31 protein-coding genes and 1 other annotated feature are annotated in these 26,820 nt (G+C 30.4%); of the genes, 27 read left to right on the top strand and 4 right to left on the bottom strand.

Annotation, left to right across the window (positions count from 1 at the left end):
* Positions 1 to 9: 9 nt before the first annotated feature.
* Positions 10 to 1,212, bottom strand: coding sequence for a cytochrome c biogenesis CcdA family protein (locus KQ51_RS08905; protein WP_038471303.1), 1,203 nt, complete (start codon positions 1,210 to 1,212; stop codon positions 10 to 12).
* Between the two features lie 146 nt (positions 1,213 to 1,358).
* On the opposite strand from KQ51_RS08905, the gene KQ51_RS08900 reads away from it, so the two are divergent.
* The 16 genes from KQ51_RS08900 to tyrS all read left to right on the top strand — a co-directional run bounded on the left by KQ51_RS08900 (position 1,359) and on the right by tyrS (position 13,527).
* The gene (locus KQ51_RS08900) at positions 1,359 to 1,739 is read left to right on the top strand and encodes a YlbF family regulator (protein WP_038471302.1); all 381 of its coding nucleotides are present in this window, start codon (positions 1,359 to 1,361) and stop codon (positions 1,737 to 1,739) included.
* 11 nt (positions 1,740 to 1,750) lie between these two features.
* Positions 1,751 to 1,987, top strand: a complete 237-nt coding sequence (locus KQ51_RS08895; RefSeq protein ID WP_038471301.1) for a DUF2129 domain-containing protein — start codon at positions 1,751 to 1,753, stop codon at positions 1,985 to 1,987.
* Positions 1,988 to 2,058: 71 nt separating this feature from the next.
* A complete protein-coding gene (rpsP, locus tag KQ51_RS08890; RefSeq protein WP_038471300.1) occupies positions 2,059 to 2,313 on the top strand; it encodes a 30S ribosomal protein S16 in 255 nt (84 codons plus the stop codon).
* Between the two features lie 13 nt (positions 2,314 to 2,326).
* Complete coding sequence (locus tag KQ51_RS08885) at positions 2,327 to 2,575, top strand: KH domain-containing protein (RefSeq protein WP_038471299.1); 249 nt, start codon at positions 2,327 to 2,329, stop codon at positions 2,573 to 2,575.
* A 167-nt stretch (positions 2,576 to 2,742) separates the two neighbouring features.
* Positions 2,743 to 3,270 carry a GNAT family N-acetyltransferase gene (locus tag KQ51_RS08880; RefSeq protein WP_038471298.1) on the top strand — a complete coding sequence of 176 codons (528 nt, stop codon included), beginning with the start codon at positions 2,743 to 2,745 and terminating at the stop codon, positions 3,268 to 3,270.
* Positions 3,267 to 4,049 (top strand): ABC transporter ATP-binding protein, encoded by a 783-nt coding sequence (locus tag KQ51_RS08875; protein ID WP_038471297.1) that lies wholly within the window; start codon positions 3,267 to 3,269, stop codon positions 4,047 to 4,049. The genes KQ51_RS08880 and KQ51_RS08875 overlap by 4 nt, the downstream gene beginning before the upstream one ends.
* Entirely contained in the window at positions 4,049 to 5,296 is a 1,248-nt protein-coding gene (locus KQ51_RS08870; protein ID WP_038471296.1) for an ABC transporter permease, read from the top strand. Before KQ51_RS08875 ends, KQ51_RS08870 begins: the two co-directional genes overlap by 1 nt.
* Positions 5,297 to 5,309: 13 nt before the next feature.
* The gene (gene rimM / locus KQ51_RS08865) at positions 5,310 to 5,810 is read left to right on the top strand and encodes a ribosome maturation factor RimM (protein ID WP_038471295.1); all 501 of its coding nucleotides are present in this window, start codon (positions 5,310 to 5,312) and stop codon (positions 5,808 to 5,810) included.
* Complete coding sequence (trmD, locus tag KQ51_RS08860) at positions 5,807 to 6,502, top strand: tRNA (guanosine(37)-N1)-methyltransferase TrmD (RefSeq protein ID WP_038471294.1); 696 nt, start codon at positions 5,807 to 5,809, stop codon at positions 6,500 to 6,502. Before rimM ends, trmD begins: the two co-directional genes overlap by 4 nt.
* Positions 6,495 to 8,501: an aryl-sulfate sulfotransferase gene (locus tag KQ51_RS08855; protein WP_052609434.1), complete on the top strand. Its 2,007-nt coding sequence runs from the start codon at positions 6,495 to 6,497 to the stop codon at positions 8,499 to 8,501. The genes trmD and KQ51_RS08855 overlap by 8 nt, the downstream gene beginning before the upstream one ends.
* A gap of 121 nt (positions 8,502 to 8,622) precedes the next feature.
* Positions 8,623 to 8,970: a 50S ribosomal protein L19 gene (gene rplS / locus KQ51_RS08850; RefSeq protein ID WP_038471293.1), complete on the top strand. Its 348-nt coding sequence runs from the start codon at positions 8,623 to 8,625 to the stop codon at positions 8,968 to 8,970.
* 55 nt (positions 8,971 to 9,025) lie between these two features.
* A complete protein-coding gene (locus tag KQ51_RS08845) occupies positions 9,026 to 9,571 on the top strand; it encodes a hypothetical protein (protein WP_038471292.1) in 546 nt (181 codons plus the stop codon).
* 196 nt (positions 9,572 to 9,767) lie between these two features.
* Complete coding sequence (locus KQ51_RS08840; protein ID WP_038471291.1) at positions 9,768 to 10,106, top strand: hypothetical protein; 339 nt, start codon at positions 9,768 to 9,770, stop codon at positions 10,104 to 10,106.
* A gap of 147 nt (positions 10,107 to 10,253) precedes the next feature.
* Positions 10,254 to 10,862: an AAA family ATPase gene (locus tag KQ51_RS08835; protein ID WP_038471290.1), complete on the top strand. Its 609-nt coding sequence runs from the start codon at positions 10,254 to 10,256 to the stop codon at positions 10,860 to 10,862.
* 179 nt (positions 10,863 to 11,041) lie between these two features.
* Complete coding sequence (locus tag KQ51_RS08830) at positions 11,042 to 12,043, top strand: LacI family DNA-binding transcriptional regulator (protein ID WP_038471289.1); 1,002 nt, start codon at positions 11,042 to 11,044, stop codon at positions 12,041 to 12,043.
* Positions 12,037 to 12,241, top strand: a binding site (T-box leader). It overlaps the preceding gene by 7 nt.
* A gap of 50 nt (positions 12,242 to 12,291) precedes the next feature.
* On the top strand, positions 12,292 to 13,527 hold the full coding sequence (gene tyrS / locus KQ51_RS08825) for a tyrosine--tRNA ligase (protein WP_038472079.1): 1,236 nt from the start codon (positions 12,292 to 12,294) through the stop codon (positions 13,525 to 13,527).
* Between the two features lie 35 nt (positions 13,528 to 13,562).
* Here the strand turns inward: tyrS and KQ51_RS08820 are convergent, their stop codons facing one another.
* A complete protein-coding gene (locus KQ51_RS08820; protein WP_081909957.1) occupies positions 13,563 to 13,862 on the bottom strand; it encodes an ArsR/SmtB family transcription factor in 300 nt (99 codons plus the stop codon).
* Entirely contained in the window at positions 13,859 to 15,973 is a 2,115-nt protein-coding gene (locus tag KQ51_RS08815) for a heavy metal translocating P-type ATPase (protein ID WP_038471288.1), read from the bottom strand. The genes KQ51_RS08820 and KQ51_RS08815 overlap by 4 nt, the downstream gene beginning before the upstream one ends.
* A 232-nt stretch (positions 15,974 to 16,205) precedes the next feature.
* On the opposite strand from KQ51_RS08815, the gene pepV reads away from it, so the two are divergent.
* The 10 genes from pepV (at position 16,206) to KQ51_RS08765 (ending at position 25,472) form a co-directional block, all read left to right on the top strand.
* Complete coding sequence (gene pepV / locus KQ51_RS08810) at positions 16,206 to 17,555, top strand: dipeptidase PepV (protein WP_038471287.1); 1,350 nt, start codon at positions 16,206 to 16,208, stop codon at positions 17,553 to 17,555.
* Positions 17,556 to 17,669: 114 nt separating this feature from the next.
* Positions 17,670 to 19,802 carry an HD domain-containing phosphohydrolase gene (locus KQ51_RS09555; protein WP_052609430.1) on the top strand — a complete coding sequence of 711 codons (2,133 nt, stop codon included), beginning with the start codon at positions 17,670 to 17,672 and terminating at the stop codon, positions 19,800 to 19,802.
* Positions 19,803 to 19,815: 13 nt separating this feature from the next.
* Positions 19,816 to 20,460, top strand: a complete 645-nt coding sequence (gene trmB, locus KQ51_RS08800; protein ID WP_038471286.1) for a tRNA (guanosine(46)-N7)-methyltransferase TrmB — start codon at positions 19,816 to 19,818, stop codon at positions 20,458 to 20,460.
* Positions 20,460 to 21,524, top strand: coding sequence for a M42 family metallopeptidase (locus KQ51_RS08795; protein ID WP_052609428.1), 1,065 nt, complete (start codon positions 20,460 to 20,462; stop codon positions 21,522 to 21,524). Before trmB ends, KQ51_RS08795 begins: the two co-directional genes overlap by 1 nt.
* A gap of 62 nt (positions 21,525 to 21,586) precedes the next feature.
* The gene (locus tag KQ51_RS08790; protein ID WP_038471285.1) at positions 21,587 to 22,153 is read left to right on the top strand and encodes an ECF transporter S component; all 567 of its coding nucleotides are present in this window, start codon (positions 21,587 to 21,589) and stop codon (positions 22,151 to 22,153) included.
* Positions 22,154 to 22,157: 4 nt separating this feature from the next.
* Positions 22,158 to 22,901 (top strand): type III pantothenate kinase, encoded by a 744-nt coding sequence (locus KQ51_RS08785; protein WP_038471284.1) that lies wholly within the window; start codon positions 22,158 to 22,160, stop codon positions 22,899 to 22,901.
* Between the two features lie 106 nt (positions 22,902 to 23,007).
* The gene (locus KQ51_RS08780) at positions 23,008 to 23,655 is read left to right on the top strand and encodes a hypothetical protein (RefSeq protein WP_038471283.1); all 648 of its coding nucleotides are present in this window, start codon (positions 23,008 to 23,010) and stop codon (positions 23,653 to 23,655) included.
* 3 nt (positions 23,656 to 23,658) lie between these two features.
* Positions 23,659 to 24,432, top strand: a complete 774-nt coding sequence (locus KQ51_RS08775; protein WP_038471282.1) for a hypothetical protein — start codon at positions 23,659 to 23,661, stop codon at positions 24,430 to 24,432.
* On the top strand, positions 24,410 to 24,775 hold the full coding sequence (locus tag KQ51_RS09550; protein ID WP_052609426.1) for a GntR family transcriptional regulator: 366 nt from the start codon (positions 24,410 to 24,412) through the stop codon (positions 24,773 to 24,775). The genes KQ51_RS08775 and KQ51_RS09550 overlap by 23 nt, the downstream gene beginning before the upstream one ends.
* A 1-nt stretch (position 24,776) precedes the next feature.
* Complete coding sequence (locus tag KQ51_RS08765; RefSeq protein WP_038471281.1) at positions 24,777 to 25,472, top strand: ABC transporter ATP-binding protein; 696 nt, start codon at positions 24,777 to 24,779, stop codon at positions 25,470 to 25,472.
* 22 nt (positions 25,473 to 25,494) lie between these two features.
* Here KQ51_RS08765 and KQ51_RS08760 read toward each other — a convergent pair whose 3' ends face one another.
* On the bottom strand, positions 25,495 to 26,088 hold the full coding sequence (locus KQ51_RS08760; RefSeq protein WP_038471280.1) for a hypothetical protein: 594 nt from the start codon (positions 26,086 to 26,088) through the stop codon (positions 25,495 to 25,497).
* 79 nt (positions 26,089 to 26,167) lie between these two features.
* Between KQ51_RS08760 and KQ51_RS08755 the strand changes: the two genes are divergently transcribed.
* A complete protein-coding gene (locus tag KQ51_RS08755; RefSeq protein ID WP_038471279.1) occupies positions 26,168 to 26,734 on the top strand; it encodes a GNAT family N-acetyltransferase in 567 nt (188 codons plus the stop codon).
* The last annotated feature ends 86 nt before the right edge of the window (positions 26,735 to 26,820 follow it).

The raw sequence follows: 26,820 nt of genomic DNA, 5'->3' as shown, positions 1-26,820 counted from the left end.
TTCACTCCTTTAGAATAGTCTTATTAGGAAAAAGATGAAGATTCCTAAGAAGAAGATTGCTGTAACTAATTTTATAATTGATAGATGTTCTCTAATCCAGTTACTGATTGTAACAACACTTTTTAATCTAATTGCGACTACCGCAATTATGATTAAAGGTAAAACAAACATAATATTGTAAAATAATAATAAGATATAAGCATAGCCACTACCAACACTGTGGATACCATATAGAATACCGAAATATATTTGTCCTGTACATACTAGTTCAGTAACACTTAAAGTGATTCCGAGTAAGAATGTTATTCCAAGGACACCAATTAAACCGCCTTTACTATCTTCATTATTAATAACTCTAGTAAATGCTTTTACGATTTTTTTATTATATTTTTGAACAAATTTAGGTAATTGATTTTTGATTTTACCGTATTTTTCATTTCTTGCTTGAATGAAATCATAAAAGTTAAGAGAGAATAAAACAAAACAAAGTATGATAACAAACCAGTTTATAATTGTACCAATAAGTTCTATTTGTGTAGTGTATCTTTCTAATACTTCAAGGAAGAATGTCCCAATTAAGAAGTATGATAAAAACAATGCACCTATATAAGTAATACTAACCATCAATAATACTTTTTTATCTTTAGCGCCAACTAATAAACCGATAAATAACAATAATAATGCGATAGCACAAGGATTAAATCCATCTAGCAAACCAGCACCTAAAACGATAAAAAATCCAACTATACCAGATAAATCACCAAATGCTTGACCTTCTTCAACAGTTACTTCAAGCAAAGGATTATCACTTAAATCAAATATTGAATTATCATCGATTGCTCCTTTAATATCTGGATCTTCAAAATAAGTATCACTTACAAAAATTACAGGAACCCCACCAGCTTCACGTTCATACTCTTCATTAAATGCTGCAAAAACATCAAGAGCTGTTACCTCAACTAAATTATCATCATTGTCAGTGTAACTATATTCATCAATTTTATCATCTGACATTAAATCATATATTGTTACATTGATTCCTGAATCAATCATTTGCTGAATATATCCTGTTTCTTCCAAATCTATACAAACAAGACAAGTTCTCTCTTTAAAATAAACAACTTCTTTAGAAGCACTTTGCACTTTGACAGGTGCAATCATTAATGTTAAAGTTAATAGAATTGTCAGTAATAAATACCATGTTTTTTTCATAGCTGTTCACTCATTTCAAATTAATAGTTATTCCAATATATATTATATGCTTCTAGAGCCTTATAGTCAAACAAACTTATTATAATATAGTTGATAACCCTTGCAACTAAAGACCTAAAAATATATACTTATACTATGGTGATAAAATGAAACAAGAAATAATTGAAAAAACATACGAATTAGTAGATGAAATTAAGCAAAAAAGGAAATATAAAAGATTGCTTGAATTAAACAAGGAAATTAAAAAAAGTCTGCAAATTCAAGAATTAATAAATAATTTTCAAAATTTAAATCTTAAATTTGAAGAAGTATCAAAATACGGAAAATATCATCCCGATTTGAAACAAGTCCAAATAAAATTCAGTGAAGCAAAAACGAATTTATATACAAATGAAATAGTTAAAGAATATAAAGAATTAGAAAACATTCTACAACAAGAACTAGATGAAATCAGTTCTGAATTAGCTCTAAATATTTCAAAAAAAATAAGACATCCTAACGAAATAGGACTAATTAATAAACATTAAAGGTGATCAATATGATAAAAAGAAAAAGTTTAATAGTACATTTTAGAACTCCCAAAGCAGTGAAATTAATCGAAAATATTTCACCTGTGATTTATTATAACAAAAAAAGAAGATATGCAATTTGTTATGTAAATGAACAAGAACAAGAAGCAAAAACGAATGAATTAAGAGCGATTAAATTAGTTAAAAGGGTAGAAGAGAGTCTAGTTATAACAGATGAGTATCAAATTGATTTTGATGTCAAGTAAAAACACTTGACAACGATTATAATCTTTGATATACTAACCAAGGTTATTAGAAATTTTAGGAGGAAACAAATATGGCAGTAAAAATAAGATTACAAAGATATGGTTCAAAAAAACGTCCATTCTATAGATTGGTTGCAGCTGATTCAAGAAATAAAAGAGATGGTAGATACTTAGAAATTATCGGTACTTACAATCCACTTACTGAGCCAGCTACAGTTAAAATCGATGAAGACAAAGCACAAAGATGGTTAGCTGAAGGAGCTCAAGTAACTGATACAGTTAAGAACCTTTTTAAAAACGCCGGAATTACCAAAAAAGTTAACTAACTAGGAGATCGATATGGCTGTTAATTATGAAAAATTAATTAAAGACCTCGTTAATCCTTTAGTTACTCATCCGGAAGACTTAATGGTTAAGAAGTTTTCAGAAGAAGACGAAATGCTTACTATCCAGATTATCGTCAACCAAGAAGATCTTGGTAGGGTAATTGGAAAGAACGGACGAATAGCAAACGCAATTAGAACAATCGCTTATGCAAGCGCATCAAGAGAAGGTAAAAAAGTTACCATTAATATTGATTCGTTTTAAGACCTAAAATTAGGTCTTTTTTTTGTCTTTACATAAGATATTGATTATATATTAAATAAATTATATAATTTATTATGCGAAACACATTATGACAAATAGATATTGATTGTATATTTTATTAAAATATAACCAACATTATAATCAACTTATAAGAGCGAGGTGAATTTATGGAATACACATTAAAAAATGGTTTGGAAGTAGAAATCAGACAAGTTCAAGTGTCAGATGCTGCAAAAGCGGTTGAATACGTGAAAATAGTAAATACTGAAACTAAGAACTTATCAAGAGACCCTGATGAATTTACAATGACGGTTGAAGAAGAAAAGAAGTTTTTAGAAAACGCAGTTAATTCTGAAGACAATTTTATTTATGTTGCTTTTGACAAAGATAGATTAATCAGTATGACAGGGATTCATGGTAGTTCTTTACGAAGATTGAAACATAAAGTAAATTTAGGAATTAGTGTTTTACAAGATTATAATAATTTAGGGCTTGGTTCTATCCTGATGGATTTACTAGTTGAAAAAGCAAAAGAACTAGGTAAAACAAAAATAGAATTAGATGTTCGACAAGATAATCCGAATGCAATCAAAGTATATAAGCGAGCAGGGTTTGAAATCGAAGGAATTAGAATAAACGGATTTTATGTAGACACAGAATACATAGATCTAGTACTTATGGGGAGAATTATATGAATACTTTAGAAGTTCAAAATTTAAGAAAAACATTTAAGATATCAAGGAAACAACAAAAAATTGAAAAAACAAATGAAAAAGTAAAAGTAGCTTGTAACGGTTTAAGTTTCACAGCTTATCCTGGCGAAATATTTGGTTTATTAGGACCGAATGGTGCTGGTAAAACAACTTGTTTACGTGCTATTTCAACATTAATAAAACCAGATGAAGGAGATATCTTTGTTGGTGGAAGTAGTGTTAAAACAGATTCATTTGATGTTTTAGGTAAAATTGGATTCTTAACTAGTGAGTTAAAACTAGAAGACCATTTCACACCTAATTACCTTTTTACATATTTTTCTAAGCTACACGGTATTTCTGACTTAGAAGTAATTGAAACAAGAAAAGCACAGTTATTTGAGATATTCGGAATTACTGAGTTTATGGAAGTAAAAGTTGGCGAATTATCAACAGGGATGAAACAAAAAGCTAGTATTGCTATTAGTTTAGTTCATGATCCTGAATTCATCATCTTTGATGAACCAACAAACGGTCTTGACGTTCTAACTGCTAGAAATGTAACAGACTATTTAAGAGAACTGAGAAATCAAGGAAAAACAATTATTATTTCAACACATATTTTAAGTGTTGTTGAAAAACTATGTGATCGTGTCGGAATAATAATTAACGGAAAAATGAAAATTTGCGATACATTAGACAATATATTAAAAGACCAGGAAAACAAAGACTTAGAGGATTACTTCTTCGACCTTGTTAAGGAAGAGGAGGGAACACTATAATGAAAAATGCAATTATCGTATTTAAGAAAGAGTTTTATCGAGTTGTTAGTGATAAAAGATTATTAATTATGGCTGTTATATTCCCAGGTATAATGATCTTTGCGATGTACTCATTAATGGGTAATGTAATGGAAGGTGAAAATAAAGATATAATAGAACATACTATGGTTATCTATCAAGAAAATGCACCTCAATCAATTATTACTGAGTTAAACGATATAAGAAATTATTCTGATTTAAATGATGATGGAACTGTTGGTGCTGATGAATATACAGTTGTACCAGTAGAAATTCATGATAAATCAGAATTAACCCAAGAAGTTATTGAAGCTAAAATATTAGATGGGGAAATTGATTTACTAATCGTCTTCCCGGAAAACTTTGAAACAAATTTAGTTAATTACGAAGATCCTGAATATGTTTTACCAACAATTCTTACTTATTATAATTCAGGTGAGAAATACAGTAGTAATACATTTGCTAATGCACAATCAGTTCTAAATGGTTATGCTGCTAGTATTAATACTATAAGATTTGGTGATGATGTTTATCCATTTATCCAATCACCAACAAACATCGTTAATTTAGATAGAGCTCAAGGACAAGCATTTGCTATGTTATTACCGATGTTAATTATCATGTTCTTATTTAGTGGAGCAATGAATATTGGTCCTGATAGTATCGCTGGTGAAAAAGAGCGTGGAACTATCGCTACCTTACTTGTAACTCCCGTAAAAAGATTTGAAATCGCTATTGGTAAAGTAATGAGTCTTAGTGTAATATCTTTAATGAGTGCTACATCATCATTTATTGGTATTATCTTCGGTCTTAAAAACCTAATGGGTGAAGCAGGCGGAGAGTTAAGTGCATCAATTTATGGGATTAATGATTACTTAATGATTATAGCGGTATTATTCGCAACAGTATTAGTAATTGTTGGAATAATCGCTGTTGTCTCAACTTATGCAAGAACAATTAAAGAAGCAGGAATGTTAATCTTACCATTCTACTTCGTAAGTATAATTATTGGTGTTTCATCAATGTTTAGTGGTGAAGCAGCTACCAATTCAGTTCTTTATTTAATCCCAATTTATAACAGTGTAAATATGCTAATCAGCATCTTAACATTTGATGTTGTCCCACTACAGTTTATCCTAATGGTTTCTTCAAGCATTGTTTATGTTTCAATCTTAATCTTTGTTATGAATAAACTATTCCAAAATGAAAAAGTAATGTTTAGTAAATAAAAGGAGTCTTAATATGGAATTAATCACAATTGGTGTTATTACAAACACACACGGACTAAAAGGAACACTAAAAGTAAAATCATTCACGGATTTTAAAAACGAAAGATATAAAAAAGGTAATACCCTTTATATCGCTTTTAAGGATGAATTAATTCCTGTGACAGTAACCAAATTCAGAAGCGTAAAAACAATAGAACATATCGATTTTGATGAATTCACAAATATCAATCAAGTCGAAAAATATAAAGGTTCAGACTTGCGAATTAATGCTGATCAAAAACACGATTTACCTGAAGATGAATTCTACTTCGATGAGTTAGTTGGTATGGAAGTATATACTAATGAGTTAATCGGTAAAGTTCAGAGTGTTAGAGAAGTACCTCAAGGTGAACTATTAGAAGTTGACACCGGACATAAGAAAAAAGCATTGATACCTTTTAATAAACATTTTATAAAAGAAGTTAATAAACAAGAAAATAGAATAACACTCTTAGAATGGGAGGGATTAATATGAGGATAGACGTTCTAACCTTATTCCCAAACATGTTTAAGGGGTTTTTAGAAGAAAGCATTATGGCAAGAGCTATTAAAAATTCTCTTGTCGAAATCAACCTCATTGACTTTAGAGAGTTCTCGAACAATAAACACCACAAAGTCGATGACTATCCTTTTGGTGGTGGTGCTGGAATGGTCCTACAAGTCCAACCAGTTTATGACGCTTTAACGAGTATAGAAGGATATAAAGAAGCATTGAAAATAATGGTTTCACCGCAAGGTGAGACCTTTAGTCAAAATAAAGCATATGAACTAAGTACTAATAAACATCTAATAATACTTTGTGGACATTACGAAGGATATGATGAAAGAATTAGAGATTACTTTGATTTAGAAATATCCATTGGAGATTATGTTTTAACAGGAGGAGAATTAGCAGCAATGGTTTTAATCGATGCTATCACAAGAGTAAAACCAAATGTGATTAACAAAGATGAATCACATCTTAATGATTCCTTTAGTGATAATTTATTAGAACATCCTCACTATACAAGACCACGTGAATTTATGGGTAAAGAAGTTCCTGAAGTTCTATTAAATGGACATCATGCTCATATTGAAAAGTGGCGTTATGATCAATCATTAAAACGAACTAAAGAACGAAGAAAAGACTTATATAAGAAACATAAAGGAGGGAAAAATCTTGAATAATTTTATTAAAAAAATATTTGATGAAAATAACTTAATAATTGCGATTCCAGCAATTATTGTAATCTTGATTATTATTTCCTTTATGATTTATGGTTTTAGTCAACCCCGAAGTACAACAATTAGTGAAATTGAAAACCTTCTAGCTAAACAAACAAGATTAGAAACAACAATGGTAGAAGAATATAACGAAGGTACATATACAAAAACAGAGCCTTTTATTAAAGTTAACCCTTATGGGATTGCACCTTTATCAGCATTACTAATGTTTGATACCGAGGAAACAACTAACTTTAAGATTGTTGTAAAAGGAAAAACTACAGACGCAGACCTAGAATTTATAACTGGTGAAACAAATAAACATACAATCCCTCTTTATGGATTGTATGAAGGTTCAACTACGATCGAACTTTATGAGTATTCTCAAGTTGAAGCACTAACTGGAGAAATGATTTATACAACTAATGTTGATATCGTTATAGCTGAAGAAGATATTTTAAGATTACCAGACGCAACGATTGATACTACTTATGAGTATTTTTCTGATGACTTTATGATGCTTAGTCCTGCAACAAGTAACTTACCAGTCGCATATGACTATAATGGTGATGTGAGATGGTATTTAAATATTGGTTTAGGATTTGGTCCAGAGTTTTTAGATAATGGACACTTAATGATAGGGACAGACCGAATTATTAGTGATCCTTATTATACAACTGGGTTATATGAAATGGATTTATTAGGTAAAATCTATAAAGAATACTATATTCCTGGTGGTTTCCACCATGATTTAGTAGAACTAGATAATGGTAATTTACTAGTCCTTTCAAGCGACTTTAATGGTACTGTAGAAGACATTGTTGTTGAAATCGATAGAACTACAGGAACAGTCATAAAAACATGGGACATCGCAGATTATATACCAACAACAGAAGGTATGACCCAAATGTGGACTAGTGCAGACTGGTTCCATAACAATTCAATTGATTTTGATTCTGTTAATAATAGCATTATCTTATCTGGAAGACACCAAGATGCTGTTATAAGTATTGGATACGATTCAGGAGACTTAAACTGGATTATCGGTGATCCTACTAACTGGGATACACCAAACTTAGTTGAAGATTACTTTTTCACACCAACAAGTCCAATCTTTGAATGGCAATACGCTCAACATAGCGCAAAATTATTACCTGATGGTAATATCTTTATCTTTGATAATGGTAATAATAAATCAAAAAATAGTGAAAATTATGTTAGTGCTAGCTCTAGTTACAGTAGAGGTGTAATTTATGACATTAATACTGATACAATGGAAATAGCACAAGTATATCAATATGGAAAAGAACTAGGTCCTGATTTTTATAGTCCTTATATTTCAAATGTTGAATATTACACCGATAGCAACTATATGATTCATAGTGGTGGGATTGCTTATTCTAGTGATTTAGGTCCATTAAATATCCCTGCCCCTCTATATAATGGTGAAGGAACCATTTATGAGAATTCAATTACAGTAGAACTACTAAATGATGAAATTGCCTACAGGTTAAGAGTTAGTGGTAACTATTACCGTGCTGCACGTTTAACACCATATAATAGTTTAACTGTTTTTACATTAGGCGCAGGAGAAGCTTTAGGTAATCAAGCAGTAACAAAACAATATTTAGAACCAATTGATAAAAGATATACATTCTTTGATACATTACCAATCGGTTATGAATTAAATGTTGTTAAGCAAACAGATAGATTAGTAGTAGAAGGTATCTTTAATAGATATGAGGAAATCTACTTAATTCTAGAAAGCGATACTGACAAATTATTATACAATATACCGACTTCGAGAAGCGCATACACAGCAATGTGTAGCTCTGTTTTCCAAGGCGATGAACGCTTCCTAACTTTCTATGTTAATGAAGAGGGAATAAGTGGTAATTACCGCGTTTATTTGAATATTGACGGACGTCAATATGATACATATCAAGTCGTAGAATTTAAGTGATTTTATTCTTGCATTTGAAATAGACGTATGCTATAATAATTCACGCTGTTAAATCTATATAAATTTGCTCCGCTTTGGAAATCCTTATGAGCAGGTTTTAAAAAAATAAGGAGTTGATATCATGTCTCAGCAATTATTAAGTGATATTACTAATGATTATCAAAAAACTGATGTTCCTGATTTTAGATCTGGAGATACTGTAAAAGTTTCTGTTAAGATTAAAGAGGGTAACCGTGAAAGAATCCAGTTATTTGAAGGATTAGTAATGAAAAGACAAGGTGGAGGAATTAGTGAAACATTCACAGTAAGAAAAGTTTCTTACGGTGTAGGAATTGAAAGAACATTCCCTATCCACTCACCACTAGTAGAAAAAGTTGAAGTATTAAGAAAAGGTAAAGTTCGTAGAGCTAGACTATTCTATATCAGAGGACTTTCTGCTAAACAATCTCGTATTAAAGAGAGAAGATAAAGTTAATAAGACCCTAGAAAATATTCTAGGGTTTTGTTTTATCAAAGGAGAAATTATGGGATATATAGGAAGAGCATTTATTACACGAGATAATTATCCAAGGTTTAAAGAAGAAATAGTTGATTTGATTGAAATAGGGTTTCAAGTTGTTTTTCTAAAGGTTGATGAAGAAATCTTTTATGATTATGAATCATTTGAGAATCATCTGTTTTTGATTAAAAAAGCTAATAGGTTTCAAATAAAACTTAGGAAAAATGATAATACTTTTGAACTTGGTAATCAAAGGTTTGATAAAAGAAAGTGGTATTGTAAGGAAGATATAGTAAATGATTATGATGTAGCTCAAGAGGATGCTATGAAGATTGTTCTAAAATATGATGAATTTAGAGAATCATTGTTTAAGTATCCTTTATTTAAAGATATGCCGGGAAAAGATTTCCTTGATCTCTTTTGGATAATACCAATCGCGGGACTTTTGTCATTAAACGATGTTATGGATTATGGATATGTTTTTATTGTTATGTTTCTCTTGTTTGTGTTCGCAAAAGTGCTACGATTTAACAGACCTGCATATAAGAATATGACAAAGAAACACAATTAGTAAACAAAATTTAATTATGGTATAATAAATAAAAGGACAACTACGAGTACTCGTGTTGTCCTTTTATGTTTAGAAAGGGTGTGAGACTATCAATAAACAACGAGTTATTGAAGAAATCAAAGAATTAGAACTTGCTTATTGTCGGGATGTGAACACTCTAGGTGTTGAGGGATGGTTAAAATATTTAAGTGATGATGTGATATTTGCAACACCAGGTCATCACCAAAGTGTTAAAGGAAAAGATACAGTTAGGAAAAGGTTAGAAGGTTTATATACTGCAGATAAAGTATTGTATCATTGGGATGTCGATTATGTTGATGTATCCGATGATTATACTATGGCTTACTCATATTCAATGTTTACCTATAAAGTCATTAAAGGAAAAGATAAAAAAGTCTATATTGGTAAAGATTGTAATGTTTGGAAGTTAGAGTATGGAGAGTATAAAGTTGTTATGCAAATAGGTAATAGAATTGAAACTTCATTTGATTCTGAGAAACGCAGTTTGGGGAAGATTGATCGAGTAAGATTATAAGAAAAAAGTACATTATTGTACTTTTTTCTTTTTAATTATATTCTCCTACAAATAAGGGTAGCGTTTACATTTATAACTATGATATAATTATAGTAATCAAATAACTGAATAATCAGTTGTTTGTAAATACTAAACAGGTGGTGAGTTATGAAGAGCTTAAATGTAGAACAACTAATTGAACACATTTTAAGAACACAGAAGAAAAAACCTAGATGTATCGTTTCTATCTCTGGTAAATCTAGATCTGGAAAATCAACTCTTGCTAAAAAACTTCACGATATACTTCAAGAAAAAGAGATGAATACACAAATTATTCATTTAGAAGATTGGATTATTCCTGTTTCTGAAAGAACCGAAGAAATGAATGTCTATGATCGATTTAACTATCAAAAACTAATTAATGACTTTAACAATTTACTCAATGAAGAAGAGGTTCACTTTCATGCCTATGAATCAAAAACAAGAGGTATTGAAAAAGGAACTCATTCTTATAAACTAATTGATGAAGGAGTTATTATTATTGATGGGGTTATAACTCTAGGGTTAGATGTTATATATAATGCATCAGATGTAACTGTATTTGTAGAAATTAAAGAAAAAGTAAGATACGAAAGAATCAAAAAAACATATGAAGAAAAAGGTTTGAAAATAGATGAAATCAATGATCTTTACATCGATAGATTAGAGGATGAATTTAATCTTGTTGATAAACTAAAATACAAGGCAAACACTATTGTCAAAACCCCGGTAGTATAACAAAAAAACACCTTTTATAGGTGTTTTTATTTTGCCTTAGTAACATCTTAGTTAGGTTATTAAACTAATATTTTTAGCACTTTGCACAAATTAATGAAAACTTTTCATTTTTTATGCCATTTATGTTGAAAACATTTTCATTTATGATATAATTTTATTGATGAAAGAAGGTGCTATTAATGAGTAAAGCAACTATTTATGATGTAGCTGGAGCAGCGCGTGTTAGTTTAGCAACAGTATCACGAGCTATTAATAATCCAGAAAAAGTAAAACCTGAAACTAGAGAAAGAGTATTAAGAGTAATCGAAGAACTAGGTTATAAGCCAAATGCATTCGCAAAGGGTTTAGCTAGTCGTAAGAGTACTACTGTAGCAGTTGTTGTTCCTGATATGAGCCGTGCTTCAATCGCAGAGATGATGAACGGGATCGCTGATATTGCTCGTGTTTATAAATATTCAATCTTACTTTATATATTAGAAAGTGAAGATGCTAGTGAAGAAGATATTTTAAGAGAAATCATAGCTGCTCAAGTTGATGGAATTCTATATTTGAATGATGAAATCACAAGTGCACAATATGACTTCTTAAGAACTATTAAAAATACTTATCAAATTCCTGTTGTATTGACTAATACATATTATCCTGAAGATGATGAAGTTCCATCTGTTTCAATAGATTATGAAAGAGCTGGATATGAAATAACTAAGAAATTAATTGATGAAGGTCGTAAAAATATTTATATGGTTTCGACTGTCAGAAAATATATGGTTAACGATTTGAAAGAAGCTGGATATTTAAGAGCTGTTAATGAATCAGGATTAGAACCTAAAGTAATGAGAACATCAGGAAGAATCAGTATTAACACTGAACACTTTAATGAATACTTTAAAGATAATAAAGTAGATGGTGTTATCGCAGTACGTGATTCAATTGCAATTTCATTTTTAAATGTAGCATTTGAAAATGATGTTAAAATTCCTGAAGAAATTGGTGTTGCCGGATTCCAAAATACCAAGTATGCTAGATTAGCAAGACCACAATTATCTTGTGTTGATGTACCTATTTATGACTTAGGTGCTGTAGGGATGAGATTATTAACTAAATTAATGAATAAAGAAGTTATTGCTGAAAGAGTAGTAAAACTTCCTCATTCAATTGTATTACGTAAAACAACTTTATAACGAAGACGAAGACGAGAATATCAAAGTTATTTAAAAGAGACTTAGTGGTTGGTGAAAACTAAGAATAACTGATATTTATACACTTTCTGAGTTCTATGTGAAAAGCATAGACGGTTAGGACCGTTACATCTATTAGAGGGCTAGTATTAGTTTACTAGAATCAAGGTGGTACCACGGATTTAATAGTTCGTCCTTATTTTAGGGCGGACTTTTTATATTTTTAGGAGGAAATTAAAATGAATAAACCAATGACATTATTAGAAGAATTAAAATGGCGCGACTTATTGTTTGATGTCACAGATCCAGAATTAGAAAATGTATTAGAAAATGAAAGTGTAACATTCTATGTTGGAGCAGATCCAACTGCAGATAGTTTACATGTTGGTCATTTAATATCATATTTAGTATCAAAAAGATTACAAGATAGAGGTCATCATCCTATCTTAGTAATTGGTGGAGGTACTGGACTGATTGGTGACCCTAGTGGTAGAACTTCTGAAAGACAATTACTCACTTTGGAGAAATCATTAGAAAATGCTGGAGCAATAACTAAACAAGTAAAAAGAATCTTACCAACAGCAGAAGTGGTTAATAACTATGACTGGATTAGTAAGTTTGATGTTATATCATTTTTACGTGATATTGGTAAGTACTTTAACATCGGATATATGATGGGAAAAGATAGTGTAAAATCTCGTTTAGAACAAGGAATTAGCTTCACTGAATTTAGTTATCAAATCATTCAGTCCTTAGATTTTATGGTTCTTTATCGAGATAAAAATTGTAAATTACAAATTGGTGGTCAAGACCAATGGGGTAATATAACTGCAGGTCTAGAATTAATCAGAAAGACACAAGAAACTGATGCGAAAGGTTACGGATTCACATGGCCGTTACTAACAAAAGCTGATGGTTCTAAGTTTGGTAAAACAGCAGGAGGAGCAATTTGGCTAGATAAAAATAGATCTAGTGTATATGAGTTTTTCCAATACTGGATTAACACTCCAGATAAAGATGCAGTTAGTTTCTTAAAGAAATTTACATTTATGAGTGTTGAAGATACAAAAGCAATTATCGAAGAATTTGAAGCAGCACCACATAAACGTTTAGCTCAACATAAAATTGCAGAAGAATTAACAGTTTTAGTTCATGGTAGAGAAGCATATGAAAGTGCGCTACGTATTTCAAAAGCATTATTTAGTGGTGATATCAAATCATTAAATATTGAAGAAATCAAAGATGGTTTTAAAGATGTTCCTTCTACTACCGTAACTGAAGATAAAAATTTAGTAGATCTATTAATTGAAGCGGGATTAGCTTCTAGTAAAAGAGAATCTAGAGAATTTATTAAGAATAACGCTGTTAGTATTAATGGTGAAAAAGTTAAGGATTTAGAATTCATGGTCAAAAAAGAAGATGCGCTTGGTAAACAGTTTACTGTTATCAAACGTGGTAAGAAAAAATACGCACTTGTAAAACATTAAAAAAGTTCTTCCAATTTGGAAGAACTTTTTTTTATTTAGTCAGAACATTCTGTTGCATGAGAATAACCGATTAAGAATATTTCCTTAATATGGTTGTCTTGTAAACTATAGAAAACTTGTTTACCTTGTTTTCTTGTTTTTACAACATGCAAATCTCTTAGTAGTTTCAACTGATGAGAAATTGCCGATTGGCTTGCATCAAGACTATCTGCGATATCTTGAACACAGTGTTCTTTCTCAATTAAAAGATCGATAATTCTAAGCCGGGTGAAATCACTATATATCTTAAATAATTTTACAGTTTCACTGATATTGTGAATTTTTTCTTTACTCATTTTTTTGCCCTCCCAGAAATTAATCTTAAACTATTCATAACTGCGATTAGTGAAATACCTACATCAGCAAATATTGCCCAAATCATTTTTGTTTCTCCGAAACCTGCTAGAGTTAAGAAGATGGCCTTAATTGCTAAACTGAAGATAATATTTTCAAATACAATACGTTTTGTCTTTTTAGCTATTTTAAATGCGTCATCAACAAGTTTTAAATCGTTACCCATAATTACTACATCAGCAACATCGATAGCTATTTCACTACCATCACCCATTGCTACACCGATATCAGCATTTTTAAGTAATGGTGCGTCATTGATACCATCACCAATATACATTTTATACTGTTTTGTTTCAATAGCGTTAAATGCTTCAACTTTTTCACCTGGTAGTAATCCGCTTAAGAAGTTAATTCCTCCTAAGTCACCTGCTACACTAGCGGCAGTTGTTTCATTGTCACCAGTTAACATTGTTATATGATAATCATGCGATAGTTTACGTAAGATATTACGTGATGAATCTTTAATAGTATCACTAACGATAACTTTACCGATATATTTACCATTCTTAGAAACAAAAACATTACTTCCTACCATAACTTTTTTATCATGTACTCTAACTTTATGCTTACTTAATAATTTACGGTTACCAGCTAAGATTTTACCATCTGGTGTATTCACCACTAAACCATATCCAGGTAATTCTTCAACATCACGGTAGTCATAATATTCGCCTACATAGTTTTTCACGATTGATTGAGCAATTGGATGATTACTGAATCTTTCAATACTAGCAGCAATTTTAAGTGTCTCTAAATCAGTATATTCTGTAACTTCGAAATTACCATGAGTAATTGTACCTGTCTTATCAATACCAATTGCGTCAACTTTAGTCATCATATGTAAGAAACTACTACCTTTAAATAATATACCTTTTCGAGCAGCAGTACCGATTCCCGCAAAGTATGATAAAGGAACACTGAGTACTAAAGCACAAGGACAACTAACTACTAAGAAGATTGCAGCATTGTATAAATTATCTGAAGCATAGCTACTAAATGCTAATTCTGGACTAGTAAAGTATGTGATAACAGTCGGGATTAAGAACATTAAGAATGCACCTATTGTTACGATTGGAGTATAATATTTCGCGAAACTTGTAATAAAGTTTTCTGGTCTTGCTTTATGATTTGTTGAGTTCTCAATTAAATCAATCATTTTAGAAATAGTTGATTCTTGATACTCTTTGTTAGCTTCTATTTCAATAACACTACCAACATTGATATTTCCACTTAAAACATAATCACCTATTTTAACAGTTGATAACTTAGCTTCACCTGTTAAAGCACTTGTATTTAAACTGGTGTTACCTTTTAAGACTGTACCATCTACTGGTATCTTTTCACCATTTCTTACAATTAAGATATCACCTTTCTTAATTGCCATTGGATCAACAATGATAACCTCTTCACCAACTAATTTATTTGCATAATCAATACGTAAATCAATTAGACTAGAAACTTCTTGTTTACTTCGGTGAACAGCTTGGTGTTGTAAATACTCACCTAAGGTATAAAAGATAATAATTAATGGTGCTTCATAGAAATGCCCAAGTAACATCGCTGTAATTGTTGCAATGAACATTAAGGTATTCTCATCAAAGAGTTGTCCTCTTTTAATAGTTCTAAATGTTTTTCTTGCGATTTTTTGAGCGATGAAGATGTATCCAATCCAGTATAGAGCTACATATATAATATAGAATAAGCGAGTATCCGGATTATTTGCATAAAAAAGATGCTCAAATAGTGAACCAACTAAAGTTACTGCAATACCTACATAAAACCAGAAATAAGATTCTATTTCTTTAACGGTATTCATGAAGTGACGACGATCATAAGGATATGTACTTACACCGTCTTCAATTGAATCAACAATTTTAGATATTTCTTCAACTGCAGCTTCTTCATTATAATCGTCAGTTACATCAATCAACATCACCTGATTAGGAAAGTTAAATGTTGCACTATGGATATAATCTAATTTACTTAATTCTTTTTCTATCTTTGCAGCACAGTTTGAGCAAACCAAACCTTGCATTATGATTTTTTTAATCATTATTCACACCTCTTAAGTATTCCCTTACAAGAGCGAGGTACATCAGCACATCGTTATTAATACTTCTTGATTATATATGAGCGAACGCTCATATGTCAAGACATTTAATAAATTAAACATTATTGTGTTTATTATATCACATTTTCAAAAAATACAAAATTACAATTATTGTTGTTAATATTGTAAAAAAACACCTTTAATGTTATATTGTTTTAATGTAGAGGTGAGAGAAATGAACTTTTATGAGTTGGTTTTGAGCAAAAAAGAAGAGATTTTAGAAAGAACAAAGCAATTACTAAGAATTCCTAGTGTTTTAGAGAAATTTGATCCTAACAGTGAAACACCATTTGGTAAGAATATAAATGATGCTTTAACTTATATGATTAACCTAGCACAAGAAGATGAATTCATAACAAAAAACATAAATAACTATGCAGCCCATATCGAATATGGTAGTGGGAAAGAAATCTTAGGTATTTTATGTCATTTAGACGTTGTACCGGTAGGTGATGGATGGACGAATCCTCCATTTAGCCCGGTTATAAAAGAAGGTAAATTATATGCCCGTGGTTCTGGAGATGATAAAGGTCCAACTATGGCAGCTTATTTTGCCCTAAAGTTATTAAAAGAGATGGACTTCAAAAGTGATAAAAGAATTAGAATTATCTTAGGAACTGATGAAGAAACGGCATGGCGTGGAATCGATGAATATTTTAAAACTGAGCAGATGCCAGATATCGGGTTTGCACCAGATGCATCATTCCCATTAATTTACGGGGAAAAAGGAATTTATTCATTTGATGTCACTGGTAAAACAACTGACACAGATTTAGTGACATTTAAAGCAGGGGATAGATATAATGTTGTACCTGACTATGCTGAGTGTACCTTGCGTGTTGATTTAAAAGAAGAATTTAGGAAATATCTATCTTTTAATGGTCTTAAAGGTGAAATTAAAGATGGTAAATATATCGTTCATGGTAAGAGAGCACATGCTATGCAACCGAATTTAGGTATTAATGCTGCATTTATTTTAGCTCAATTTTTAAATGAACACATTGATAATGATTTTATAAAATATATCAATGAATTCTTATCGTTTGATCATTTAGGAGAAAAGTTGAATGTTGACCACTTTGATGATGAAATGAAGGATTTTACAATGAATCCTGCAGTATTTGAGTATATCAAACAAGAGTTTAAAATTGGAATAAACTGTCGCTATCCTAAAGGTTGGGATAAGGAGAGTGCTAAAATCAATTTAGATGCAAGTGTTAGAAAATATAAATTCAAATTCAAAATATTAGATGATATGCCTATACATTATGTTTCGAAAGATGATGAACTTGTACAAACTTTACACCAAGCATATATTAAATATACAGGTGACAATGAATCAGAATTGATTACTATTGGTGGTGGAACTTATTCAAGGAGCCTTAAAAAGGCAGTTGCATTTGGACCTAATATGCCTGGTAGGAAAGATACAGCACATCAAATAGATGAATATATCTTTGTTGAGGACCTGTTAAAGGCCACAGCTATCTACATGGAAGCGATATATCAATTGTGTAAAAAGTAAGCAGTTAGTGTTTAAACTAAAAGGCTAAATTTATTTTATAAGAAGTAATATTATGATATAATATTATAGACTTTAAATAAATTGGCTTTTTTATTTTTAAGCGGGGTGGAAGATATGACCGATGATTACTATAAGAAATTACTAGATTCCGTTGATTTTGCAGTTGCAGAACACGAAATAATCTATGATGAGACTGGGAATCCAGTCGATTATAGATTTCTTTATGTGAATGGTGCATTTTGCATGAGCTTAAATATGAAAGAAGAAGATATAATTGGAAAGACTGTTTATGAAATACTCCCAGGTACTGAAATTAGTTGGGTAGAGCGATACAATAACGTTGTAGTAACAGGAGTATCAACTAACTTTATTAACTTCGCTGCTGCATTAGATCAATACTTCAGTGTCTTTGCGTATAAATCCAAAGACAAGTGTTTTGTAACAAGTTTTAAAAACATAACTAGTTTTGTAAAAGCTGGTACCCCTCAAGTGAAAAATGAAATTATATCGAATCTATTTAGTAGTGGGAAGACTGCCTATTTTGAGTTTGATATAAAGAAAAAGAAATTTGATTATAGTGATACTTTAAAAGAAATTATTGGGATGGATATTGTGAGTTATAAAGACTACATTGATGTCTTTGTTAAATATGCTCACCCTGCCGATAAAAAAAGGGTAGATAAAATTATAGATACACTTTTCTCTGGTGAAAAAGATGAAATAGCAATGCAAATTCGTTTTTATAATCAAGTAAAAAAAGAATATGTATGGATTAGCTATTTTGCATATATTGAAAAAAGATATCGTAATGTCCCTGTATTAATCAAGGGTCTAGTAAAAGACATAGATAAAGAAAAACATCAGATACTAGAAAATGAAAGAATGAATAAATTGTTCTTAGAAACAAGGAAAATTGCTAATATTACAACTTTCTATTACTCATTCATTAATAAAAAGTTTAATTCATCAAAAGAATTCTCAGAATTCCTTGGTGTAGAAGAAATAGAGATTCTCGATGATGTTAGAAGAACAGTCCATCCTGAAGACTTAGAACTGTATGATGCATCAACTTCTGAGATTCAGTTCAAAAAAACTGGAATAGTATCGAATTACAGAATTATTAAAAATGATAAAGTCAGATACATTCAATCATCGGTATTTGGTGAATATGATGAATCTGGTAAAATTTCCGGAGTCTTTGGAATTTTAAAAGATATTTCAGAAGTAGAAGAAAGTAAAAGAGATATTGAGTATTTTGCAAACCATGATGTTTTAACTGGTTTGTTTAATAGAAATAATTTTGAGATTTATAATAAAACTTTTGATAATCAAATAGGTGTTGGTGTATTAATCTGTGATGTTGATGGATTAAAACTCATAAATGACGCCTTTGGACATATTGAAGGAGATGAACTACTTGTCTCACTAGCTAAAACTCTAAAAGATGTTGCTGGGACTGAAAATGTCTTCCGAATTGGGGGAGACGAATTTGTAATTATTTTAAACGATGCAAATGAAGATATTATGTTAAAGATGGAACAAGACATTAAAAAAGAAATCTTAAGTTTCCGTTTACATAGTGTTGGTTTTGACGCTAGTATAGGTTATAGTTTTATTGAAGAAGATAAAACATTTGAAGAAGCCTTTAGGATTGCTGAAAACCTAATGTATCGAAGAAAACTAACCGAAAGAAAAAGCCGAAAATCAACAGCTTTATCAACAATAATGCAAACAATGCATGAAAAGACAGAAGAAACTGAAGAACACTGTCAAAGAGTTGGTGAATTATCTGCTCAGTTATTACGTTTATCTGGTAAAAAACGTGAACATGAAGTTGAAGAAATAAAACTAGTTGCTAATGTTCATGATATTGGTAAAATATCAATTAGTGATAAGATTTTAAACAAACCTAGTAAATTAAATGCTTCTGAATATGAAGCAATTAAATATCATAGTGAATCAGGATATAAAATCATCTCCAATATTATAGATAATGAAGATATTGCTATCGCAGTATTATATCATCATGAAAAATATGATGGGACTGGTTATCCTCACGGGTTAAAAGGTGAAAACATCCCATTGTATTCAAGAATATTATCTATTTGTGATGCATTTGACGCGATGATTTCCAATAGGGTATATCGAGATGCTTTAAGTAAGAAACAAGCACTAAAAGAAATAAAACGAAATGCAGGAACACAGTTTGATCCAGTATTAGTAGAACGATTCTTAAAAATAGTATAAAAACGGTGAATATATGAGACTAAGATATGTAAAGAATGCTCGAGAGTTAATTGAAAATAACCCAGAGTATATTATAGACAACACAGATAACAAGAAACTAGATTTAAACAAAATGTTTAAAAGCAATCAACCCCTCCATTTAGAAATTGGAATGGGTAAAGGACAATTTGTTTATACTTTAGCCAAACAAAATCCCCATATAAATTATATTGGGATTGAAAAATTTGATAGTGCCATTGTCAAAGCATTACTAAAAATATTGGATGAACCATTAGATAATTTATACTTATTACGTGCTGACGCTATCGATTTAAAAGAATTATTAGACGTTAACACAGTTGAACGAGTATATTTGAATTTTAGTGATCCTTGGCCTAAAGACCGCCACCAAAAAAGAAGGCTAACTTCTAAAAGATTCTTAGCTTATTATGAAGACTTATTAGTTAAAAATGGTGAAGTTCACTTTAAGACGGATAATATAGTATTCTTTGATTATTCAGTTGAAAGTATTAAGGAATACCCAATGAATATTAAATATTTATCTTATGATTTACATCAAGAAAATGTTGAAAACATTATGACTGAATTTGAAGAAAAATTCAGCCAAAAAGGATTTAAAATAAATAAAATAATTTGTACTTTCAAGGAGGAAAAATAGTGGACAAACTATACAGAGATTTAGTAGATTTACCAGGTGCTCCTAGTTTTGAAGCACCAGTTAAAGCTTATATGAAGAAAAATCTAGAACCATATGTTGAAGAAATATTAGAAGATAGATTAGGTAGTATCTTTGGTGTTATCAATAAAGGTTCTAAGGGACCTAAAGTAATGGTTGCAGGACATATGGATGAAGTTGGAGCTATTGTTACTGGAATTGAGAAATCAGGACTTGTCTCAATTTCTAGTCTTGGCGGAGTACACGGTGATGTATTCTTATCACAACATTTCAATATCATCACTGATGACTTAGAAAAAATTCCTTGTGTAACGGCTTCGAAACCGCCACATTTATCAAGAGGTGCAAAACCTGATGGTAAAATTGCCTTTAATGATTTAAAATTAGATATAGGCGCAGATGATAAAGAACATGCTGAAAAACTAGGAATTAAGATCGGCCAACAAGTTATTCCACATAATAACTACACTGTTTCTAAAGATGGAAAGAAAATCTTTAGTAAAGCATGGGACGATCGTTTTGGTTGCGGTATGAGTTTAGAAATCGCTAGAGATATTAAAAAAGAAGATTTAGACTGTGAATTATATGTTGGAGCTACCGTTCAAGAAGAAGTAGGATTAAGAGGAGCTAAAACAGCAGCAGGACTAATTAAACCAGATGTATTTATTGCTATCGATTGTTCACCTTGCGCAGATTCCTTTGGTGGAGACGATGTTAGTGGTAAAATAGGAGAGGGGTTCTTAGTTAGATTCTATGATCCTAGTGCTATTATGCATCAAGGTATGAAAGAGTTTATTATTAATGCCGCTGAAGAAGACGGGATTAAATACCAATATTATAAATCAATGGGTGGAACTGACGCAGCTCGTGTCCAGTTAACTAATGGTGGAACACTAGTAGCTACAATTGGTATGCCAGCGAGATATATCCATTCAACAACTTCGATGATTTCAACAGACGATTATAAAGAAGTGAAAAAAATCGCCTATAAAATTATCAAAATGTTCAACAATGAAACTGTTGAGCAAATCAAAAAAAACGTTTAATTAAAATTAAACATATATTCAAATTACGGGACCTATAAAAAGGCCTAAAAAGGAGAAAAGAAATGACAAACACAAGAACAAAAGAAATTGCCTTAACGGGTGTTTTCGGAGCTATTATTTTAGTAATGGCTTTAATACCATGGCTAGGATATATTCAAATTGGATTAGTATCACTAACAATTATCCATATCCCAGTCTTAATAGGTGGAGCAGCAGGAGGAAAAAGAGTAAGTATTTACTTAGGACTAATCTTTGGTTTATCAAGTCTAATGATCGCGTTACTTAGACCAGTATTACCATCTGATTTTGTTTTCCAAAATCCCCTAGTTTCTGTTTTACCAAGATTATTATTTGGTTATGTTGCTTATTTACTGTATGAATTTTTCAACAAAAAAATAAGTAATAACTTAGTAGCTACAATGATTAGTTTTGTATTAGCTACAGTCGCTCATACTATTATGGTATTAGTAATGTTTTGGATCTTTGGAATTGATAATGCCGCATTAACTGGTATCTTCGGATTTATCTGGGGAATTTTACTTTCAAATGGATTCTTTGAAGCAATTATTGCTGCCATCATTGGTGCACCAATCGCCAACAGACTATTCGTATACTTAAGAAAAGAGTGATTTCATGATTATTTTAGTTGATATTGGCAATTCTAATATCGTCGTAACAAGACATGATGGTGCAGACTTTAGCACAATGTACCGTTATAACACCGACAAAACAAAATCAGTAGATGAGTATTTTGTTATTTTAAAAGATATCATCTTTGATGCCAAAGCATTTGTTATTTCAAGTGTTGTTCCTGAATTAAATATTATCTTCAAAAACTTAGTCCAAAAATATTTAAACTTAGACGCAATGTTTATTGGTCCGGGTGTTAAAACTGGGATTAAGATTATTACCGATAACCCAAAAGAAGTTGGTAGTGATATCGTAAGTAGCGCAGCAGCTGTTACTGAAAACTATTCAAAAAACGCAATAGTTGTTGATATGGGTACTGCTACAACATTTACTTTGATTGAAGAAAAAGTTATAAAAGGTGTCGCGATTTGTGCTGGGTTAGTAACTCAAAAAAATGCAGTAGTTGGAAATGCTTCTCAATTATCACAATTTGAATTTAGAACACCAACAAAAGCACTTGGTTCAAATACAATTGATGCTTTAAACTCAGGACTTATTTTTGGAAACAGTGAAATGATTAAAGGTATGGTAAAGAGAATTAAACAATCAACCAAAAAAGATGTGGAAGTAATTATTACAGGTGGAGCTTCAAGATTTGTAAAAGATGTACTACAAACAGAAAACTTTATCTTTGATGATCTATTATTACTAAAAGGATTATTAGTAATCTACAACAAGAATAAATAAAAGAGGCAATTTTGCCTCTTTTTTATTTATATATTTGACAATAAAATATAACTTGTGTTATAGTAATACCGTACTGTATTACATAAGTATAACGGAGGAACTACAAATGAATGAAAAATTAGATCAATTAATACACTTAAATGGAAAGAATTTAAAAGAGACGATGTTTATAATAAACTTAGTAATAATCTTCTTCCTTGTTATAGCGGGTTTATTTGAATCGCTAATAACTCAGAATAGTGAAGTCGGAGAACTTCACATAATGATTGGAATTCTTCCATTTGCGGTTCTAGGTACAATATTTCCATTTCAACTATATAGTTTAGAGTTTTACCAAAAGGCTAGATACTATATGATTCCTGTTTCGGAAGTATTTAAATATCATATTAAAAGTTTTTATTGTTTGAAGAATGTAGTTGCATTCTTAGGTACAGTGTTCATCTTTGACCTTGGAATGTATTTTATTTATAACTCAGAATTCTTATTTTTCTTTGTAAGTATCGCTTCAGGATACTTCTTAAGTCCATTGTTTGTGACTATGGGTTTCTACAGTGGGGCCTTACACGGTAAGAAGCGAGGAAGTATTAAAGTAGCTTTATTACTACTTGCTTATGTTTTATTTGTTGTAACTATAGTAATTTCGATATTCCTAAATCCATATTTATTAATCTTTGTTTTTGCTGCGATTGGAATTGGGAGTGTCCTACTTTTTGTTTTAGCTTCTAAAGTTGTAGAAAAGAAATTGGAGGTGTAACCTATGTGGAAACTATTTAAACATAAAGAGAAAAATTCATTAGGAATATTAGTAGTGTACCTCTTAGCATTTGCTGTTTATATAATAACATTACTTACAAGAGAGCATAACGGTGATGATGCTTTTGCCTTTTACTTGTTCTCATGGATTGCTGTTATGGCTGAAGCATTTAGATATAGTTTGTTCAATTTAAGTTACTATTTTGCCAACGGGTCTGACTATTCAATTACTAAACCTGTGATAAGCCGGTTGAAAACACATCTTCAGTTATTAAGTATAAAAATGTCTGACTTCATCCTTTATAATATTGTTTATACCGGGTTAAGGTTGTTGCCATTCATAGTTGTTACATTATTAATAAAACCTGATTTTTTTAGTCTTTCATTCATTGGTATATTTACCTTCCTGTTTATCACAAAAGCTACTATTGGACCAATGACAACTATAATAAATTCAATCAAAGTTGATATTAATCTTAATAATAGAGATTTGAGTATGAAAGAAAGAAGAGAAATAATATTTGATAAAGTGCAAAACCTTTACCCGAATGTAAATATAAAACTATTTAAAGTCTTAAATTATTTATACATTTTTGGCTTCCTTGGAGTTTTAGGAACTGTATATATAGTTGCTTTCCCAATCTTCTTTGAAATGTTTAACATAAATACTTATGCTGTGGGTGCAATAAGTATTGTAGGTATATTAATAGTTATCACTTACGGAATTTATTTGAATAATATTGAAAGGAAACACGATGATGAATTATATCAAAAATAAACCGATATATATTCAAATCGCCCATGATCTTATATTGAAAGTATTAAATGAGGAAATAAAAAGAGCAACTTTATTACCAAGTGTTAGAGAGTTAAGTGTTACTTATAAAGTTACACCAAAAACAATCCAATCAGTAACAAAATACTTAGATGATAATAAAGTAATAAACCGTAAACCTGGTGTAGGAAGTGTTATTACCAATGATATAGAGGTAGTTAAAGAACTACACTTTAAACATGGTTTAGAGAATACAAAAGAATATCTTGAGTATATGAAAACATTACTGTACTCAGATGATGAGATATCAAAATACATCGCAAAGTTAACTAAGGAGGATATATAGGATGATTAACGTACAAGATTTGACAAAAAAATACGGAAAAGAAAAAGGGATAACAGATTTTAACTTTCATTTTGAAAAAGGAAATGTATATGGACTTATTGGACCAAATGGGGCTGGTAAAACAACATTGATTAAATTGTTAGTTAATTTCATTAATAAAGATAAAGGTTCAATTAGTAAGAATTTTGAGGATAATACAAGATTAAATAATATAAGCTACATGCCTGATTTTGATATGTTGGTTTCTGGTTCTGTTAAAAAAAATATTGAGTTTTTTAATCTAACATATAAAGACTTAGATTTAGAAGTTTTAGATAATATATTAGAAAAATTCGAAATTGAAAAAGATGGGAAAGTAAAGAATCTATCAACTGGAAAATCAAAAGCATTTAGATTCGCACTTTGTGTTTCTAGAAAAGTGAAAGTCTATATTCTAGATGAACCGTTTAGTGGTATTGATGTAATCACTAGAACTGATATTGTTGAAAATATTATTAGTGTAATTGATATAGAAGAAAGTGTTGTTATCGTTTCGTCACATGAACTTCACGATATGGATCAATTATTAGATTACGTATTACTAATTGATAAATCACATTTATTGATTACTAAAAGTGTTGAAGAAATAAAAGAAGAAAAGAATGAATCATTATATACATGGTTTATTGAAACAGTGAAAAGCAACAAGAAAAAATAAAAGAGGCAAGTTTGCCTCTTTTTTATATACTTTCTATTAACGAATTGACAATGATAAGAATCACAGTTGGTACAGTTGAAAAGTGAATCATTATCTTATAAAACAAAACAGCACGATTAGAATCTTCCTTGCGCCATGCTTTTCTAGTTTTCTCGTTTCCGGTTCCTAAGTTAGGAGTTAAATCCCAATCCGCATAAAATTCTACAGAATTGACGAGAATCGAATCAAGTTTACTATTTATTTTCTTCATAAAGAAATATAGATAACCTATATATATAAATATGAAAGAGAAAAACACAATAAAATTAATAATAACTTCTGGATCAAAAGGATAGATAATTATGTAAAATACTAAATACATTGAACTCATAAAACTGAACATTATTGGTAATCCGATGAATGTAGCCATTGGATACAATGATAGTATTAACTTAATAATGAATCTAACCCAGAATTTTTCTTTTCTAGCTTGTCTTTCTTTATCCGCTTTGAAAAGATATGGTAAACCATAAAAAACACTCCAAAGGGAAATAGATGTTCCAATAATCAGGATAATCATTAATATTAAATCATGATTTATATTAATCCCTGGTTCATAGCTAAAACCATCAATCATAAAATTCACCCACCGTTCTTTAGATATTATAACATTATTACTTCGTCTTGTGATAGAATAATTAAAAGGAGTTGATAATGTGATACAACCAAGTTTAGAGTATTTAAAAGATTTGCCAATCAAAGACTTAGGAGATATTGTTTTGAGACCTGTCCTTTATGAAGATTATAAAGACATATATAAATACGGTAGTGATGAAAAAGTAACGAGAACACTAATGTGGGATACATTTAAAGATTTAAGTGAGGCAATATATTCTGTGAAGAATGTATTTCTAAATCGCCCTGAAAAAGGAGTTCCTAGCGCTTACGCTATTGTCTTCAAAGAAAACAGTCAAATGATCGGAACTTGTGATATCTTTAAAATCAACTGGGATACATTAGTTGGTGAAATAGGATATGTGCTAAATAGAGATTATTGGGGTAGAGGTTATATGACATTAACTTGTAAAGCTTTGTTAGAACTTGGCTTCAACTACCTTAAACTTAATAAAATTAATATCGGACATATGATAGGTAATACAGGATCTAGAAGAGTTATTGAAAAGTGTGGTTTTAAGTATATTAAGAATAAGGTTCATCCGAAAAGCAAAATAGAAGTAAAGGAATATGAAATGACAAAAGAGGATTATCAATTGCTAAAATAACAGAATAAAGTAAAAGAAGCTTCGGCTTCTTTTTTTTATTGATAGTTATTATAGTTATGATAACGATACCATAATTAGGTGGTTTT

The sequence above is a fragment of the Candidatus Izimaplasma bacterium HR1 genome, assembly GCA_000755705.1.
Lineage (GTDB): Bacteria > Bacillota_I > Bacilli_A > Izemoplasmatales > Izemoplasmataceae > Xianfuyuplasma.
This window is presented reverse-complemented; position numbering and strand designations above follow the sequence as displayed.

What these genes read in the sequence shown, in the direction of transcription:
- KQ51_RS08905 (WP_038471303.1), bottom strand. Translation starts at nt 1,212, where the DNA reads ATGAAAAAAACATGGTATTTATTACTGACAATTCTATTAACTTTAACA.
- KQ51_RS08900 (WP_038471302.1), top strand. Translation starts at nt 1,359, where the DNA reads ATGAAACAAGAAATAATTGAAAAAACATACGAATTAGTAGATGAAATT.
- KQ51_RS08895 (WP_038471301.1), top strand. Translation starts at nt 1,751, where the DNA reads ATGATAAAAAGAAAAAGTTTAATAGTACATTTTAGAACTCCCAAAGCA.
- rpsP (WP_038471300.1), top strand. Translation starts at nt 2,059, where the DNA reads ATGGCAGTAAAAATAAGATTACAAAGATATGGTTCAAAAAAACGTCCA.
- KQ51_RS08885 (WP_038471299.1), top strand. Translation starts at nt 2,327, where the DNA reads ATGGCTGTTAATTATGAAAAATTAATTAAAGACCTCGTTAATCCTTTA.
- KQ51_RS08880 (WP_038471298.1), top strand. Translation starts at nt 2,743, where the DNA reads ATGGAATACACATTAAAAAATGGTTTGGAAGTAGAAATCAGACAAGTT.
- KQ51_RS08875 (WP_038471297.1), top strand. Translation starts at nt 3,267, where the DNA reads ATGAATACTTTAGAAGTTCAAAATTTAAGAAAAACATTTAAGATATCA.
- KQ51_RS08870 (WP_038471296.1), top strand. Translation starts at nt 4,049, where the DNA reads ATGAAAAATGCAATTATCGTATTTAAGAAAGAGTTTTATCGAGTTGTT.
- rimM (WP_038471295.1), top strand. Translation starts at nt 5,310, where the DNA reads ATGGAATTAATCACAATTGGTGTTATTACAAACACACACGGACTAAAA.
- trmD (WP_038471294.1), top strand. Translation starts at nt 5,807, where the DNA reads ATGAGGATAGACGTTCTAACCTTATTCCCAAACATGTTTAAGGGGTTT.
- rplS (WP_038471293.1), top strand. Translation starts at nt 8,623, where the DNA reads ATGTCTCAGCAATTATTAAGTGATATTACTAATGATTATCAAAAAACT.
- KQ51_RS08845 (WP_038471292.1), top strand. Translation starts at nt 9,026, where the DNA reads ATGGGATATATAGGAAGAGCATTTATTACACGAGATAATTATCCAAGG.
- KQ51_RS08835 (WP_038471290.1), top strand. Translation starts at nt 10,254, where the DNA reads ATGAAGAGCTTAAATGTAGAACAACTAATTGAACACATTTTAAGAACA.
- KQ51_RS08830 (WP_038471289.1), top strand. Translation starts at nt 11,042, where the DNA reads ATGAGTAAAGCAACTATTTATGATGTAGCTGGAGCAGCGCGTGTTAGT.
- tyrS (WP_038472079.1), top strand. Translation starts at nt 12,292, where the DNA reads ATGACATTATTAGAAGAATTAAAATGGCGCGACTTATTGTTTGATGTC.
- KQ51_RS08820 (WP_081909957.1), bottom strand. Translation starts at nt 13,862, where the DNA reads ATGAGTAAAGAAAAAATTCACAATATCAGTGAAACTGTAAAATTATTT.
- KQ51_RS08815 (WP_038471288.1), bottom strand. Translation starts at nt 15,973, where the DNA reads ATGATTAAAAAAATCATAATGCAAGGTTTGGTTTGCTCAAACTGTGCT.
- pepV (WP_038471287.1), top strand. Translation starts at nt 16,206, where the DNA reads ATGAACTTTTATGAGTTGGTTTTGAGCAAAAAAGAAGAGATTTTAGAA.
- KQ51_RS09555 (WP_052609430.1), top strand. Translation starts at nt 17,670, where the DNA reads ATGACCGATGATTACTATAAGAAATTACTAGATTCCGTTGATTTTGCA.
- trmB (WP_038471286.1), top strand. Translation starts at nt 19,816, where the DNA reads ATGAGACTAAGATATGTAAAGAATGCTCGAGAGTTAATTGAAAATAAC.
- KQ51_RS08790 (WP_038471285.1), top strand. Translation starts at nt 21,587, where the DNA reads ATGACAAACACAAGAACAAAAGAAATTGCCTTAACGGGTGTTTTCGGA.
- KQ51_RS08785 (WP_038471284.1), top strand. Translation starts at nt 22,158, where the DNA reads ATGATTATTTTAGTTGATATTGGCAATTCTAATATCGTCGTAACAAGA.
- KQ51_RS08780 (WP_038471283.1), top strand. Translation starts at nt 23,008, where the DNA reads ATGAATGAAAAATTAGATCAATTAATACACTTAAATGGAAAGAATTTA.
- KQ51_RS08775 (WP_038471282.1), top strand. Translation starts at nt 23,659, where the DNA reads ATGTGGAAACTATTTAAACATAAAGAGAAAAATTCATTAGGAATATTA.
- KQ51_RS09550 (WP_052609426.1), top strand. Translation starts at nt 24,410, where the DNA reads ATGATGAATTATATCAAAAATAAACCGATATATATTCAAATCGCCCAT.
- KQ51_RS08765 (WP_038471281.1), top strand. Translation starts at nt 24,777, where the DNA reads ATGATTAACGTACAAGATTTGACAAAAAAATACGGAAAAGAAAAAGGG.
- KQ51_RS08760 (WP_038471280.1), bottom strand. Translation starts at nt 26,088, where the DNA reads ATGATTGATGGTTTTAGCTATGAACCAGGGATTAATATAAATCATGAT.